Source organism: Chryseobacterium sp. DZ-32 (assembly GCF_059587025.1).
The window spans coordinates 63,863-79,372 of record NZ_JCAIOM010000004.1; the positions used below are offsets into that span (position 1 = coordinate 63,863).

Sequence of the window (15,510 nt, forward strand, 5' to 3'; positions counted from 1 at the left end):
GTTTAATGCAATTAAGTTTTCAACACTTGTAGAAATTACTTTTGGAATAATAACTGTCTATTTGGCTGTTCGTTCTTGTACCCATAAACGAAGAGATCTCGAAACATTTGGTGGGAAATTTAAAAAGGATCTATAGAAATCCTTATCGTTTAATAAGTCTTCTTTGTCTATCATAACTATGTAATGGTTAAAAAATAATAAAAAGTTATTTCCGTAAAATTTTTTGAGCTCTAAGGGACTCAAAATTTTCCAGAATAACTTTTTAACTTACACAGTTAATGAGACACTACCAAAAAAATAATAGTAATGATAGTATATTGGATTAATTCCATTTATTTCCTTATCTGAATAGGGTCTGATTAGTAATTGTCAAATAACATCATAATCATTCACTCCCAAAACAAAGTAATGTTCAATTATTTTTTGAGCTTTCTTGCACATCGATAAAAGATCATTTACTGATGTGTTGTCGAAACTAAAGTCATCATGCGTTTTCACAATATATTCAGTTACTATTTCAATATTCATTAAATCAATTTCTGTTACATCGGTTTTCAGCCTATTTTCTTCTTTGAAGAAAGGAATTTTACGGAAAATAGAATCGTTAAACCGAAAGAGATGTATTGTTTTCATTATAAACTATTTAATAGGATGGAAAATTTAGGTTGATGCTTTGTCAAGAAAGTTTATCTTTTATTTTTCTGTAGATCCTTTTTTTAGTTAAAGTACGTTCTGATGGTAATGGGTACAAGCCGCCTGAAAGGATATACAATAGGCTGCCCCAAAAATTATTTTTCCTACATAATTCATGACTGTAGTTAGTTAATATTTTTATGTATTCATGTTCATATTCCTTTGCTTCCTGTAATGTGTAATTTTCTGGAATATCTTTAATAATATCCATAACATTTTGGTTAAAGGTTTTAGGTGAATATTTTTCTATAAAGTCTAATTCAAGCCTGCACATCCCGATAAGTGGAGTAAGTAAAGAAAAAATTTCATTATAAAAATTATAAATATTTACCTTCCAAGATAATCTTTCTTCTTCCGGTAAAATCTGAATAGTCAACAGAATAAGTTTTTTATGGATTACTTCCATTTCATCTGTGTAGAATTTGTTTTGCTGCCAGAATATGAGTGAATTGATTTTATTTTTTTTAATAATATTTCCCAGTATATATTCAAACTGGATTCTAATATTCTTTATGTTCTCACTCAGGTCTTCTAAAACAGACTGCCACAGGTTATGCTGGCTTAAGCTGCAATATGTGCTAAATATCAATCTTGATTTGTTAATAAGCTGCTGTAATTCTTTTAACATTCTAAGAATTTCTTTAGCGTCTCTTTCTAAGGTGATGTTGGTATTTCGCAGATAGAACAGAGAGGTAAACTGGGAATAATAGGCTCTTCTTGAAATATTTTTTTTATTTCTGAGACCCGATTTGCTCTTTGGATGCTTGATTAACTTTTTCATTAGAATTTTATTGTAGATCATTTTTCTTCATAGTTCCTTTTTCAAAGGATTTTTGTTGTATGATAAGGGAAACAAGATATTGTCTTAAATCTTTTATCGTAATATTTTTTTCTTTCTCAGAAAAAAATAATGGAGTTTCATCTAGAAGTTCATACAGTTCAGGAAATTCTTTTTGGATTTCAACTGTTTTTTTAAATATCTTTTTCGTTAAAATAGATATAGTGTTTAGATTATTCATAGCCGCTTTTTATTATTGTTACTATCATCTTAAAGCGTTTATTTCCTTTTATTGAATGACGTTTATGGGCAGGAATGATAATGCATTCACCTTCTTCCATAAAGTAAGAAGCTCCGTCTATAATGATTTCAGCTTTACCTTCAATGATCTGTGCAACAGTATCGAAAGGAGATATCTTTTCAGATAACCCTTCTTTGTCATCAAAAGATAAAACACTGATATTACCGGTCAGTTTTTCAAGTATATTTTTACTGACTACAGAATTTGGAATGTAATCTACAATCTGGCTTGTAATATATACTTTCGATTTTTCAAGTTCTCTATGATTCATCACTGTGGGTTTAAACATAAAAAGAGCAGATGGTATTGTAAATAAAAGGGACAGAACTGTCTAATATTCCATCCCTTTTTCCAGTGAAAGCGTTTGATAAATATATCTTTTCATTGGCTTTAACTGTCCTTGAAAACAATTTATGAAAGATTGATTTCTTTGATAATATTGAGAACTTCTTCACGGTTTTTTCTTAATCTGTTTCCGATTCTTTCCAGCATTTCCTTTTCTTTACCTTCTTCAAGCTTCAGGTCGTGGTCCGTTAATGTTGAAAATTTTTCTTTCAATTGTTTTGATTGCACATCCCAGTCTCCTGGAATTTTGAAAGATTGGTTGCCTTTGTTGTGGTTTGTGTCCATAAGGTAGGTTTTAGTGTAACTTCATTGCTACAATACAAAGTTGGGTATTTATTAATCTATTGTATTACAGATTGTTTCTTTTATGTTGCACATATCACACTTTTACAAAATTCCAGCTTATTTTGAACATCTGAAATGTGGTTGATCATAAAAGCAGTGTTTGATGACTCCTTATAAAGTAATGGAGGTGGTTAAGTCTAAGAAATGATTACAAACTTAAAATACTGCTCAATAATTCCAAATAAGTGATTGATTATTTGTATCTTGCTGAATAATTGCATTGAGCTGACAATCTGGACTCTAAGAACCAGTGTATTCACTTCTTTTCCTTTCATTATTTAATACTTCCGGCATACCTCTCTGTTCCACTTCAAATCATTTATAAAACTGTTTTTGAAAAGGAGAATATAAATCTGCTGATTCTCTCCAAAAGAGAATTCAATGGTAAAAAAATTATTAATGTTTTTATGTATATAAAAAAATATTTAAGGATGTGGACATTTTTGATTCCTATCCTGGCATGGTTCTCTTATGTTGGAAATTCTGTTTTTTCTTCAGGGTATTACTCTGTGATTCTTACTTTATTTTTAATAGGAAGTGTTTTAGCTGCGGTGTACCATTCCGAAGTTATTGCGCATCGTTTGGGGGAACCATTTGGAACTTTGCTTTTGGCATTTGCCATTACGGTCATAGAAGTAGGGCTTATTATTTCCATTATGATGGGCGCAAAAGGTTTAGAAACCATTACTCTTGCCAGAGATACGGTTTTTGCTGCAGTGATGATAATCCTTACGGGAATCATTGGAAGCTGTATTGTGATAGGATCCTTACGATATAGAGAACAGAGCTTTACCTTACAGGGGGTAAGTACGGCACTGATTACACTGACCTCTGTTATTATTTTTGTGCTTATTCTGCCCAATTATACGGTAAGTCACCTCGGAGGCGAATACACGTCCCTCCAACTTCTTTTTATCGCCTTGATTTCTTTAGGGCTTTATCTTGGATTTACCATGATCCAAACTTTTAGACATCGAAGCTTTTTCATTTCTCCACAAAACAAATTATTCGAGAATCTGCCTGTAGAAAGCAATAATAAAATAATTTCCACAAAACAATTGTATATCAATTGTATATTGTTAATTTTATCCCTGGGAATAGTCGTTTTGCTGGCAAAACTTCTTTCAAAGGATGTTGAACATATAGTTGTTTCTGTGGGTGCCCCCAAATCTCTTGTAGGTATCATTATTGCTGGTATTGTTCTGCTTCCGGAAGGTCTGGCTGCATTCAGAGCTGCAAAAAGTGATCAGATCCAAACCTCATTAAATTTGGCTTTTGGTTCAGCTTTGGCGAGTATCGGACTAAGTATTCCTGCGATTGCCATTATATCTGTAATAACCGGTATAAGAATGACATTGGGGATAGATATCAAATCAACAATACTTTTAGGACTGTCGCTTTTTATTATTACTGTTTCACTGGCAACAGGAAGAACTAATATCATGCAGGGAATTGTATTGATCGCTATTTTTTTAATTTATCTTTTTATTACAATTGTACCATAAACCTATTTAAGTTATGCATTATATAGCTTGATATATAGTGAAACGGCCATCTTTAGTTTATATGATATGATGGTTGATATAGAATATATTTCATCATGAATCCAAAAAAACGTTTGAAGGCTCATGAAAAGAACTTTTTTCCTTACCAAACCGACCTTTCTTATAATTTCTCACTATCGGAAATCATTAAAACGGAGAGAAAGCTAAAATTTCGATTATAACAGAATAAATGGAAAATATAAATCAAAGATGAGATACTTATACCTATAAAATCATGGAAATTCATAAACATGATCTTGGAAATTAAAAGTTATTACTTATTAGGAATTATTGCAGTAAACCATATTTTGTTTTATGACTGTGCAACAAGTAATGAGTACAAATCATATGATTATAAAGATGTTGCCCAAATATTGAAATTTCAAATAAAAACTAATGAGATAACACAGAAATTGGTTCACAACTTGGGTTAAGTCAATACTTTAAAAGTTTGAAAAGTACTCTGAACAGAAAAAAAGATTTTACAAATAAAAATTATTTATCGATATGACTAGTAAAAAATATTACTTCCACGATAAAAGTCAGAATATTATATCAGAAGATCAATTAATTGGAGAAAATATAGATGCTATAGAATGTTTTCTAACTGATTATCAGCTAGAAAAGCTACATACAATAGAGCGTGTTTATATTTTGAAAAAAACATTTTTAGGAATTTTTAAGACAAGATTGTATTTATATCTTAGTGAAGATACAATATATAATTACGCTATTCAGAAAACATAACATTACTATACTTTATTATTCCTCCGATCATAGCTTAATGTTAGAATTCAAATTTGTTTGGAATATTGATGCTTTGTCTTATTTCGTTTTGATGGTTTCTGAAAGCTATAGTATTTGTTACTCTTACTAAAACGATAACATCTTTAAAGGAGTGGTCAACGGCACTATGATGATGAAAATTAGAATTTTCACTTTCGGCTTCGCATAGCAATTACAATTTCCCATACAAAAGTCATTACATTTTGCAAAATCGAAAACTGTGTAAATAAAAAATCCCCGCTATTATGAGTAGATTTCTGTAGAGGTATAATCACACTCATATCCTGGAAACACTATATAGTAAATTTTACAGTCCGATTTAATATCCTACAGATATTAACCTTTCTAATGCTTAGGAGGAGAGTATATAACAAAACCCTCCTTTTTAGGGGAGAGTCAATTGTACTAATGAGAATGTACAACTATTATGAGTAGTAAATGTATATCTAAATAAATTACATTAATATGCTGCAAGTCATGTGATTCTATTTATTATTGTCGTATATGGAGTAGAAATAATACATTTATTTTTAACGCTCTTAGGGTATTTTTTAAGCATAACTTTTTAATGCGTCAATTCTGTGGTAATATTTAATTTTCTTTGCAAGAAAGTTATAAATTTATTTTGACTGTAAATTCCAGTTTTCAGGAATTTGAAAGGTTTGTCACCTTTATGATGATTTGTGTTCATGACGTGGAATTTAATATAACTTAATTGCTGCAGTACAAGGTGGTGTTTTTATAACCTATGTATTACAGCTTGTTTTTTATATTGCAGTTATCACACATTGTTAGTATCCGGAGTCTTTTTCTTACTGAGAGATTGATGTTTTATAAAAGGGAAAAAATCTGTGATTATGCCCATAATTGTATAAATTTGGAGCTGGAAAAAGAAGAAATCTTAAAGATCATAAACCTAAGGTCTTATTACAGAGTTGCAGATAAATGACTGATATCAGAGTTTTGATCATAGGGTTGGCTGCTGGTTGAAAAACAAGTAAACTAATTATTTAGTAAAACAGAGCCTTGCCATGAGATAGCTGACTGTTGATTCCGCTCCCTGATTGAGATTGACATTTTTCTCTTCAAGCCCATCATAACATCCACCTGTTGCAGGGTTATAAATAATCTGATGTAAATAATTTTTTCCTAAAAACCAACTAAAAGCACTCCTCATCATCTGCAAATATTTTTCATCCTTAAAAACCTTGTAGAATGTAGATAATGCAAGTATGGTGTAAGCAACATCTATGGGCTGTTCCCCGCCAATTGATTCAGGACTTTTAACCGTTTCTTTCTGTAGCCATCCTTTATTGGAGATTACTTTGATGCCGCCCTTACTAAATATTTTAGAAAGCAAAAACTTGAATGATTCATCGGCAACCTGTTTATACATTTCATCCTTGGTGGTAATCCACGCACACAATAAAGCTTCAGGGAGTACACCGTTTCCGTAAGTGAGATAGTTTTCAAACCAATGCCAGTCTTTATGTTTTTCATGCTGATACATTTTCACCAGACGATTGGCGAGTTTTTTCAATAATGGAATATTGTTTTCAGAGTTTTGATAATGCAATCCCTTGATGATAAAAGCCATTGCCCGGGTAGAATGGATATTCTCAATAGATGAAATACTTTTTTCAATGATTGATTCTGCTTCATCAGAAAACTGCTGCGGTAAGATTGCTTTTATTGAAAGAAGATATCCCAGTGCCCAGATAGCTCTTCCATTGGAATCTTCAAGGTTGGTTTCATAATTCTGTTGCACAAATTCCTTGTACTGATTTATATAATTGAGAAAACTTCCATCCGGTTGTTGACAAAACTTAATAAATTTTAGATAAGTGGAGATTAAGTCTAGGTCAGATTCATCTCTGCTCAGCTCATAATGTCTGCAGGCTACAATCATAGCCCGAGCATTATCGTCTAAAGTATACCCGGAATTGATATCAGGTTTGTTGATTTTAGAAAATTGAATCATCCCAAAATCCGTTGTCATATTTTTGACATGGCTTAGATTAATGTTGGGGAATGTATAATGTAATGTCATTTTATTTTTGATGTATTGTTGAAATAATAGGGCGTGCGAAATAGAAGAATTTTCCCAGGCTGTGGGAGCCATTTTTTCCAAACTATTTGACCGTAATTTTTCCTGTGCAGTTTCATTTTTTAGTAATGTATTCACGGCAACAGCAAGCTGTTTCGGATCTTCGAAATCAATAATGATTCCAAGATCTTCATTCAGTACTTCCAAAGCATGGGGAATAGGAGTGGAAACCACAGGGCAGCCACAACTGATGGCATAGGAAAAGGTACCACTTACTGCCTGATTTCTGTCTTTTGAAGTGAAAAGATAGATATTTGTAAGCTGAAGATAATCCAACAACTCATCTAAAGGCAGGTACTGGTTGATAAAGTAAGTATGTTTTTCGAGATGGAGCCTCTTAATCGTATGCTGCAAAAAATCACGATATTTTTCACCTTCGTATTTAATGATGCCGGGATGCGTTTTTCCAATAATCAGAAACATTACATCGGGGTTTTTTGTAATAATTTCAGGCAAAGCTTCTAAAGTGGTTTCAATATTTTTCCCAGAACCCAATAAACCAAATGTTGAAAGAATTTTTTTATCATTAAATCCGTATTTCGCTTTCAGTGAAATTTTATCGATAAATGGCAGTAAATGGGTGCCGTGGGGTATCACTTTAATTTTATCAGGTGGTATATCATAATCATTGTTCAGTATATCCGCAGAAATACTGGTCATTACAATAATAGATTTTACAAAACTGCTGATTTCTTTTACCTTTTCTTTTAATTCCCAATCCGGTTTTGGTAGAACGGTGTGAAAAGTCATGATGATATCTTTTTCTGTATTTTGAAGAAAAAGCAGTAATCCGTTGGGGGTTTCGTTGAAAAATCCAAATTCATGCTGAAGCATAACCAGTTGAATATTGTTATTCTTATTGATTTTAACAGCCAGCTCCAGATAAGATACGGCATCGGATGTATTTAAGCGATATTCTGGATCATCTTCATATTGATAATGCTCATCCTCAGTTTCCATTGGGCAGATGCTGATGCTAAATGAGTCTCTGAATTTTAATTTAAGGGATTGTACCAAGTCCTGACAGTATGTTGCAATACCGCATACCTTGGGAGGAAAAGTGCTTATAAAGATAATTTCAGGTATATGATAAATTGTGTTTTTATTACTTTGTAAAGATTGTCTTTTTGTCTTTTCCTCCACTTCTGATTTTATATTTTTATTCATATTGATATTTATTTTAAATCTGACATTCTGTATAGAATAGTCAATTATGATGTGTACTGTAGTAATTCCTTCAGTAATTCAGGGATGCTTAAAGAAGCAATAGCTATTCTTTTGTCTGCAGCGCCATAGTAAATATGGAGTGTATGTCCTTCTACGATGGCTCCGGTAGGGAAGCAGACATTGTTCACTTCTCCCTTCTGTTCCCATTCTTCATCGGGCTTGAAAAGAGGATAAGGAAGTCTTGAAATTTCTTTTTCAGGAGTATCAAGGTCTAGTAAAGCAGCACATGCGCTGTAAACATATCCATCAATGGTATCATGTACACCATGGTAGATTAAAAGCCATCCATGTTCAGTTTCTATAGGGGGGCATCCACCGCCAATATAGCTTACTTCATGCTCATATTTGGGAGATAATACAATATGTTCTTTAAAATGAAGGAAGTAGTCTTTCCAGAAATCAGGATTCAGATCTTCAATCTTTTCTATCCTTACAATTTGGATATCAGGCCTTATGCGATGTAGAAAATAAAGCTTACCATTAATTCTTCTTGGAAAAAATATCACATTTTTATCCCAAAGGAAGACCACTTTATCCTTTATATGAGTATGCGGGAGTTTGTTGAAACGTCTGTACTTTTCTCCTATTTCACCTTGAGATTCTGCTAAAAGCTTAAACTTTTTGTATGGAATTTTTGGCACAATGATTCCTAGCTTTTGCCATGATATTAGATCCTTAGATACGGCAAGTGCACCCAATGCATTAACCCCGTCATAACTGGTATAAGTAAGGTAAAATAAGTGATCGATTTTGACAATTCTTGGATCTTCAACACCATGTTTTTCGTATTCAAATTCAGGGATAATAACCGGATTGCTGAGCCGTATTTCAGGAGTCTTATAATCCGATAATATACAGTATCCGATACTCGAGAAGTTATTCCTGGCAAGAGCCCTGTATAATAAATGTATTTTTCCGTTATCCTGAATGACTGCAGGATTTAGAACTCCTTCACTCTCAAAGTCTAATGTTGTTTTTCTGAGTATAATTCCATCTTTTTTCAAGGATACCATTTAGTTGCCGGTATTTCGAGCTTCTTGTTCCCTTTCTCTTCGTTTACTCATTTTATCCTCCCGTTTCTCTTTTGCAGATTTTGCGGGTGGAGTTTTATCTGATTTCTTTTTTCCGTCTTTTTCTTTTGACATTGTGAAATATTTTTTTGTTACCTGTAAATTTCAATCATTAAAAAAGGAAAGCTTTGCAATTGTCTTTTAATTTGTTGTATAAATCATAGATATTTCCGATTTAATAGACTAACTTTGGATAAATGACTGTTAATGAAATAATTGACAGATGTAAACAGTAAGGGAGATGAAGTTGTATGTAAAATATATGGTAAGTTTGCGCTGCAAAATGGTTGTCCATCAGGAACTGGAAAGATTGGGCATTAAAAATGCTGTCGTTGATTTAGGGACAGTAGAATTATTGGATGATATTAGCTCAGAACAAAGACAGATCCTTAAAGAAAATTTACTTAAAACAGGACTTGAAGTATTAGATGATAAAAAAAGTATCCTGATAGAGAAAATAAAGAATGTAGTGATAGAAATGATTCATTATTCAGATGAACTCCCAAAAGAAAATTTCTCAGACTATGTAAGTGAAAAATTAGGCTATGATTATACCTATCTGGCTAATACCTTTTCAGAAGTGAAAGGAATGACACTCCAGCATTTTATTATTATTAATAAAGTAGAAAAGGTAAAAGAACTGCTGTTATATGATGAACTTAATCTTACAGAAATCTCTTATAAACTCAATTACAGCAGCGTGGCCCACCTCTCCAATCAGTTTAAAAAAATTACAGGACTTTCCCCTTCATTTTATAAACAGCTGAAACAAAGACGTCTTGGAAATCTGGAAGACTTATAAATGTGTGATATATGTAAAATTATGTCGGATATATATAGCTTAGTATAACACTTAAACGGCCATCTTTGTAGTATAATAATCAGGAATTCACAAAATCCATAAAGCTTATATCACTATAAATAGTGCAATTTTAGATAGGAAATATAGTGAACAGTTGAAAATATTTATCAAACAACAGGCTGTTCTCCCGTATTTGAAAACATTGTAGTAATAAAGAAAGATGTGAAAAAGCGAATATACGACATATAAAATTAGTAGGCTTAAGGATTCTCAATTTTGACAATGAGCATATTAAGTCCCGATAAAATAGTAGATATGTTTTCGAAAGGGTTTAATTAATCAAGGATGGAGACCCATGGTTTCTGTCCTTTTCATCCATATTATAGGAATTGATAGATATATAAAAATTTTCATCAACTGAGTCCATAAAATTGTTTGAACATTCATGAGTAAACAACATGTTTAAATACAAAACAGACTTTCTTATTATCACTTTAACATCAAAAGTCATGAAAACAATACACCTTTTTCAGTTTAAGAATTCCATTACCAGGAAACCTCCTTTTTTTAAGGAAGAATGTAGATTAGATAATTTAAATGATTTAATGGCCTATGATCTGATGAACACCGAAAAAGTGACTGAGTTCATTATTGAAGTTCATGATGATTTTATTTTTGAAGATATGACCAGAGAAGATCTTTTGTCAATGTGCAGAAATGCCAGAGAAATGATTGAGCATTATTTTGTTACAACCATGAATGATTATGACGTTATCTGAATATTGATTTCAGCAGCATAAAAGTTTTTTTGATCAACATAAATAATAGACCCATGAAATTTCAGCAAAGTTTACTTGATTATATCAGTACTTCACTCATTACAATGAATGAAACGGTTTCTATAGCAGAAAGCGTAACCTCGGGATTAATACAGCTGGCTTTTTCCCAAATGGCTAATGCAAAACTGTTTTACAAAGGAGGAATAACGACTTTTACATTACCTGAAAAAGTTCAATTTTTAGATATAAATCAAATTGAAGTTAAGGAAAATGGTTTTGAAACCCAAAAAATGGCTGATACAATGGCTGTAAAGGTCGCTGAATCATTTGGAACAGATTGGGGAATTGCTTCTACTGGATATGCTGCATCTGTAAGAAATTCGGGATTTAAAGTGTATTCATTCTGTTCATTCAGTTACAAAGGAGAGATTGTACTTTCCAAACGCATAGAGCTTCATGATAAGACTCAGGCACTGGATGCACAGTTGTATATACCGAATTTATTTTAGGGTGTTATAAAAGTGCATTGAATCAAATATTAATTTAAATTTGTCATTTATTCTTTGCCTAGCCCCAACTTTTGCACCTGATCCAATTATTTAGATATAATTTTTTTTAATAATTACAAATTTAATTAATTATTGATAATAATAAAAATAGCGCCAACTGAAGACAGTTGGCGCCGTTTGGCTTTTGGTGAACTTGACAGGACTCTATTCAAACCATTTATTAGCAGATATTGACAATATTTTGAAGGTTTTAAATGATATTTAAATTTATGTATCCTAAATAAAACTGTTATTATGAGCGAATTATTTTTATTTTACATTAAGATCATTATACAAGTTATCAACCACTTTTTCTAAAATTTCTCCTGTTTCATTAAAGCTAGTGTTTGTTAATATAGATATCCCAATATTTTGTTTAGGATAGATTACAAACCAATTCTGCATTCCGTAAATACCGCCGTGATGTCTGTAAATTAATAGATTATCATTTTCTATGATGTACCAATGATAGCCTTCCCAAAAATCAGAACCCTCTTTGTGTAATTTTCTATGAGATTCGTTTACAACAGGATTTGATTGATCAAGTTGCAATTTCATATATTTCACTAAATCTGGAGCCGTAGAGTGTAATCCCGAAATTCCACCCCATAAAGTTCTGTTGTAGTTGGGCATTAATTCATTTTTATCGTTATAACCTTTTACTAATCTTTTTCTGTCATTTTCATTGAGTGTAAATTTGGTTTGGTTCATTTTATTGGGCTTTAAAATAAATTCAATAACCAATTGCTCAAAAGATTTTTGATACACTTTTTCAAGAATATATGCGGTTAACTCTGGAGCTGTGTTGGAATAAGAATAGACTTCTCCGGGCTTCGTTTCAATTTTGATGAGTGTCAATCCTCCCAAAAAAGCCTTTATATTTTCACTTTTTAGAGGCATATTAGGAAAACCACTTGTATGCGTGATAAGATGTTTGATTGTTATAGGTTCTCCTTTAAATTCTAAATTGGGATAAGGCTCATCAAGATAGATTCTAATATCATCATCTAAGTTTATTTTTTTATCAAGTACGGCTTTTGTAGCTACATAACCTGTAAAAGTCTTAGTTACAGAAGCCAATTCATAAAGTGTAGAATCGTTTGGCTTGTTTCCTTTTCCAATCATTAATTCTCCAAAATGTTTAATGGTAGATTTTCCGTCTTTAAGCACTGCAACAGAAACAGAATGAAATCTTTTGTCCTCTAATAACTGAAGCGCATTTTTTGTAATCGCATTTTCAACCTTTTGTTGACTGGTTTGATGAACACTTTTACACCCAATTAAAGCGAAAAACAGGATAGCAATTAAATATTTTATGGTCATAATTTATAGTTTAATAAAAGTTTATTAATCTACTGTTTTAAGGATTGTTTTTTGAAATTTTTCAGCTTCATCTTTATGAATTTGATGCCCTGAATTTTCAAATAAGAATAAATCTTTCTTGGGCGCTTTCACTTGCTTATAATATTCTTCTGTAATAGAAGTTAATGTTTGAATATCGTTTTTCCCGACTAAGAAATAAACCGGACAATCAACTTTCTTTAAAGTTTTTGGTAAATCAATTTTCATCACTTCGTTCCAGGCAGGTGACCAGGTTTTTGACCATTGCAGAAAACCTTTTTTGAAATTATCAGAGGTTACATATTCCTTACCGTCTTTGTAAAAAAGCCACTTTCTCAAGTAAAACATAAACTCATCATTGGTAAAAGGAAAATGTACTTTTGATAGTTCTTCTGAGGCTATAGGGTTATCTTTAAAATGAAATTTTAATGTTTTAAGCAATTCTTTCTCACTCGCCAGCTGACTGATGACGGGATTAACAGCATAATAAGCATTCAATAATTCGGGATGATTTTTGACAATATAAAAGCCCAAAGCATTTCCCCAAGAGCTGCCTAATAAATAAAGCTTTTTCTGATTGAGTTTTTTGAGCAGGAAATTAATAACCTCATACGTATCTTTTCCCATAAGTTCTACTGAAGGCTGAATGGGTGACGGATTCAATTCCAATGTTTTTCCGGCATCTCTTTGATCCCACTGGACGATTGTAAATTTATTTTTTAAAATAGTGGTAAAAGAATCCGCATTTTTCATCATTGAGCTTCCCGGACCGCCTGATAAAAAGAGTAGGATAGGTTTATGAATATCATCAGTTTTAATGTCTATCGCTTGTTTTATTCCGCCAATTTCTACGGTGAGAAGAGTGTCCATTTTTACGACATTTGATTGTGCGAAATAAAATATTGATAACAGAGTGAAGATAAAAAGACTTACTTTTTTCATTATTTCTAAGTTTTAATTTGAGTTTAAATTTGTTGATACAAATATGCTTTAGAAAGTTTTGAAAGAAGTCCAGATAAAAAAAGTCGGACTCATTTTGATCAATAAAATGAGTCCGATTATCTGCAAACCAAAGTTCGAGTATTTACAATTGTTTAATTATCAATTGTTTCTGAATTCTGTTGGCGTTTGGTTCGTATATTTTTTAAAATAAGTATGAAATGAAGATTTTGAATTGAAACCTACCTCATACAAGATTTCTAAAACGGTTACTTCTTTTTTTGTGGAATCTTTCAGAATGGTCATTGCTTTTTTAATGCGGTATTCATTTACGAAATCAAAAAAATGCTGATTGATATGATGATTAATTAACACAGACAAATCACGAACAGGAATTTGAACCTGATCTGCCAATTCCTGAATCGTTAGTGACGGTTCTAAAAAAGGTTCTTTTTCAACCATAAATTTTCTAAGCTGTTCGATCTGGAAATTTTTTGTTTCATCGGTTTGGGTTTCAATTTCCAAATTTTCAACAAAATTTTCTGTCGGTTGTAAGGTAGAATCGATTCTGCGAAAAAGTTCAGGATAATTTAAAGCCTTTAGTATAAACCAACAGGCGGTCAGTAAAAACACCGTTCCAGCAACAATATTCAACCAGATAAATAAATCTCTATCGTGCGAGTATCTTACGATGTTTTTTACAATAATACATAAGTGGATGAATAGAAAGATTATTGTAAGCTGAGACAGCCATTTGTACAACAAAGTATTTGGATTGGTATAGTTTTCAAGGTAAATCTTCTTATATTTTTTAAGGATAAGAAATACACCAATGATATAAAAGAAATACTGCAGTTCTGCGATTGCCTGATATAAAAACATTTCTGGGGAATTCCACATATCTTTAAAGAACGACTCTTTAGCAGCACCTTCTGCCAGAAAAAGTCGTGGAACTAAAATTAAATTGGCAACAATAAACGGAATAAGATGCAGTAAATGTTTTCTTTTTAAGGTAAAATCTGAATAACAAACGGCATTAACGTACAGATAAAAAAGAGGCATTACCAATAAATAAGCGGATATTTTGAAAGCTTTCAGATTATAGCTATCAGTAAAAAGATGCATAAAAAGTCCGCTGATATCAATGGCATTAATGATAAGGAACGCTGCAAATAATCTGTTTTCCAGTTTTCTTTCTGTTTTTACCGTTAATAAAAAAACGGCAAGCAGCAGCGATATAAAAACGGCAATCACAGCAATAACTTCCAGAAAATTGAGTTTATCCATTTATTCTTTTTTGCAAAAATAGGATATAAGTAAGGAAGAAAAATGATTGATAATAGTCATTTTTAAAATATTGTATTTTGATTATGTTCCAATACTTAAAATAATATTCTCATTAAATAAAAATGGTGCTAACTATATACTTTAATGTATCAACAGAATCTTAGTAATTTTTAAGATATATCATTTTCTGAAAAATTATTTATTAGTATTTCGAATCTAAATTTTCTAAAACATTCAAAAAGATTATTTTAGAATCAAAAAAATGGCTCAATTTAGATTAAATTGGAGCCATTTGGGTGTTTGTGAACTTGACAGGATTATCTTCGAACCATTTTTTAGAAGATCTTGATAGAATACTGTGTTTAGAATTGATAAACACTTCAGAGTGATTGATTATTTAAAATTAATATTATAGAGGTAGTCTCAAAAATTGGTGTAAAAAAATTAGCTTTATAATAACAATCAATGATATATTTTTCTTTACAAAAATTCATAAACTTTCTATTTTTCAAGAGTGTTTTACAATATTGGAAGCCCTACGACGTTTCTTATCTTCACAGTTTCATGATGAAAATTTGGAATCGGATTACAGCATTACAACTGTGGTATCATAGCACA

Annotated in this window: 16 protein-coding genes; 5 read left to right on the plus strand and 11 right to left on the minus strand. The window is 31.6% G+C overall.

Annotation, left to right across the window (positions count from 1 at the left end; all coding sequences use genetic code 11):
• Nucleotides 1–369 precede the first annotated feature (369 nt).
• From AC59HC_RS05500 to AC59HC_RS05520, 5 genes are all read right to left on the minus strand, one after another.
• Complete coding sequence (locus AC59HC_RS05500) at nucleotides 370–633, minus strand: heme oxygenase (protein ID WP_110010511.1); 264 nt, start codon at nucleotides 631–633, stop codon at nucleotides 370–372.
• 43 nt (nucleotides 634–676) lie between these two features.
• Nucleotides 677–1,321 carry a hypothetical protein gene (locus tag AC59HC_RS05505; protein ID WP_146207865.1) on the minus strand — a complete coding sequence of 215 codons (645 nt, stop codon included), beginning with the start codon at nucleotides 1,319–1,321 and terminating at the stop codon, nucleotides 677–679.
• A 160-nt stretch (nucleotides 1,322–1,481) separates the two neighbouring features.
• A complete protein-coding gene (locus tag AC59HC_RS05510; protein WP_076550606.1) occupies nucleotides 1,482–1,712 on the minus strand; it encodes a hypothetical protein in 231 nt (76 codons plus the stop codon).
• Entirely contained in the window at nucleotides 1,705–2,043 is a 339-nt protein-coding gene (locus AC59HC_RS05515) for a cupin domain-containing protein (protein ID WP_181397976.1), read from the minus strand. The genes AC59HC_RS05510 and AC59HC_RS05515 overlap by 8 nt, the downstream gene beginning before the upstream one ends.
• Nucleotides 2,044–2,183: 140 nt before the next feature.
• On the minus strand, nucleotides 2,184–2,402 hold the full coding sequence (locus tag AC59HC_RS05520) for a hypothetical protein (RefSeq protein WP_047430084.1): 219 nt from the start codon (nucleotides 2,400–2,402) through the stop codon (nucleotides 2,184–2,186).
• 467 nt (nucleotides 2,403–2,869) lie between these two features.
• Here AC59HC_RS05520 and AC59HC_RS05525 point away from each other — a divergent pair, with 467 nt between their 5' ends.
• Nucleotides 2,870–3,967 carry a calcium:cation antiporter gene (locus tag AC59HC_RS05525; RefSeq protein WP_120231667.1) on the plus strand — a complete coding sequence of 366 codons (1,098 nt, stop codon included), beginning with the start codon at nucleotides 2,870–2,872 and terminating at the stop codon, nucleotides 3,965–3,967.
• Nucleotides 3,968–4,513: 546 nt separating this feature from the next.
• The gene (locus tag AC59HC_RS05530) at nucleotides 4,514–4,753 is read left to right on the plus strand and encodes a hypothetical protein (RefSeq protein WP_062672576.1); all 240 of its coding nucleotides are present in this window, start codon (nucleotides 4,514–4,516) and stop codon (nucleotides 4,751–4,753) included.
• 1,045 nt (nucleotides 4,754–5,798) lie between these two features.
• Here the strand turns inward: AC59HC_RS05530 and AC59HC_RS05535 are convergent.
• The 3 genes from AC59HC_RS05535 to AC59HC_RS05545 are packed head-to-tail and all read right to left on the minus strand — an operon-like array spanning nucleotide 5,799 to nucleotide 9,271.
• Nucleotides 5,799–8,066, minus strand: coding sequence for a glycosyltransferase (locus AC59HC_RS05535; protein WP_496558131.1), 2,268 nt, complete (start codon nucleotides 8,064–8,066; stop codon nucleotides 5,799–5,801).
• Nucleotides 8,067–8,110: 44 nt separating this feature from the next.
• Nucleotides 8,111–9,139, minus strand: a complete 1,029-nt coding sequence (locus tag AC59HC_RS05540) for a glycoside hydrolase family 130 protein (protein ID WP_496558132.1) — start codon at nucleotides 9,137–9,139, stop codon at nucleotides 8,111–8,113.
• Nucleotides 9,140–9,271, minus strand: a complete 132-nt coding sequence (locus AC59HC_RS05545) for a hypothetical protein (protein WP_262484585.1) — start codon at nucleotides 9,269–9,271, stop codon at nucleotides 9,140–9,142.
• Nucleotides 9,272–9,437: 166 nt separating this feature from the next.
• Between AC59HC_RS05545 and AC59HC_RS05550 the strand changes: the two genes are divergently transcribed.
• From AC59HC_RS05550 to AC59HC_RS05560, 3 genes are all read left to right on the plus strand, one after another.
• Nucleotides 9,438–9,998, plus strand: coding sequence for a helix-turn-helix domain-containing protein (locus tag AC59HC_RS05550; RefSeq protein ID WP_226798640.1), 561 nt, complete (start codon nucleotides 9,438–9,440; stop codon nucleotides 9,996–9,998).
• 509 nt (nucleotides 9,999–10,507) lie between these two features.
• Nucleotides 10,508–10,777: a heme oxygenase gene (locus AC59HC_RS05555; protein ID WP_496558133.1), complete on the plus strand. Its 270-nt coding sequence runs from the start codon at nucleotides 10,508–10,510 to the stop codon at nucleotides 10,775–10,777.
• Between the two features lie 53 nt (nucleotides 10,778–10,830).
• Nucleotides 10,831–11,286: a CinA family protein gene (locus AC59HC_RS05560; protein WP_496558134.1), complete on the plus strand. Its 456-nt coding sequence runs from the start codon at nucleotides 10,831–10,833 to the stop codon at nucleotides 11,284–11,286.
• Nucleotides 11,287–11,595: 309 nt separating this feature from the next.
• Here the strand turns inward: AC59HC_RS05560 and AC59HC_RS05565 are convergent, their stop codons facing one another.
• The 3 genes from AC59HC_RS05565 to AC59HC_RS05575 form a co-directional block, all read right to left on the minus strand.
• A complete protein-coding gene (locus AC59HC_RS05565; RefSeq protein ID WP_496558135.1) occupies nucleotides 11,596–12,648 on the minus strand; it encodes a serine hydrolase domain-containing protein in 1,053 nt (350 codons plus the stop codon).
• 24 nt (nucleotides 12,649–12,672) lie between these two features.
• Complete coding sequence (locus AC59HC_RS05570) at nucleotides 12,673–13,536, minus strand: alpha/beta hydrolase (protein WP_496558136.1); 864 nt, start codon at nucleotides 13,534–13,536, stop codon at nucleotides 12,673–12,675.
• 231 nt (nucleotides 13,537–13,767) lie between these two features.
• A complete protein-coding gene (locus tag AC59HC_RS05575) occupies nucleotides 13,768–14,892 on the minus strand; it encodes a helix-turn-helix domain-containing protein (RefSeq protein ID WP_496558137.1) in 1,125 nt (374 codons plus the stop codon).
• Nucleotides 14,893–15,510: the final 618 nt, after the last annotated feature.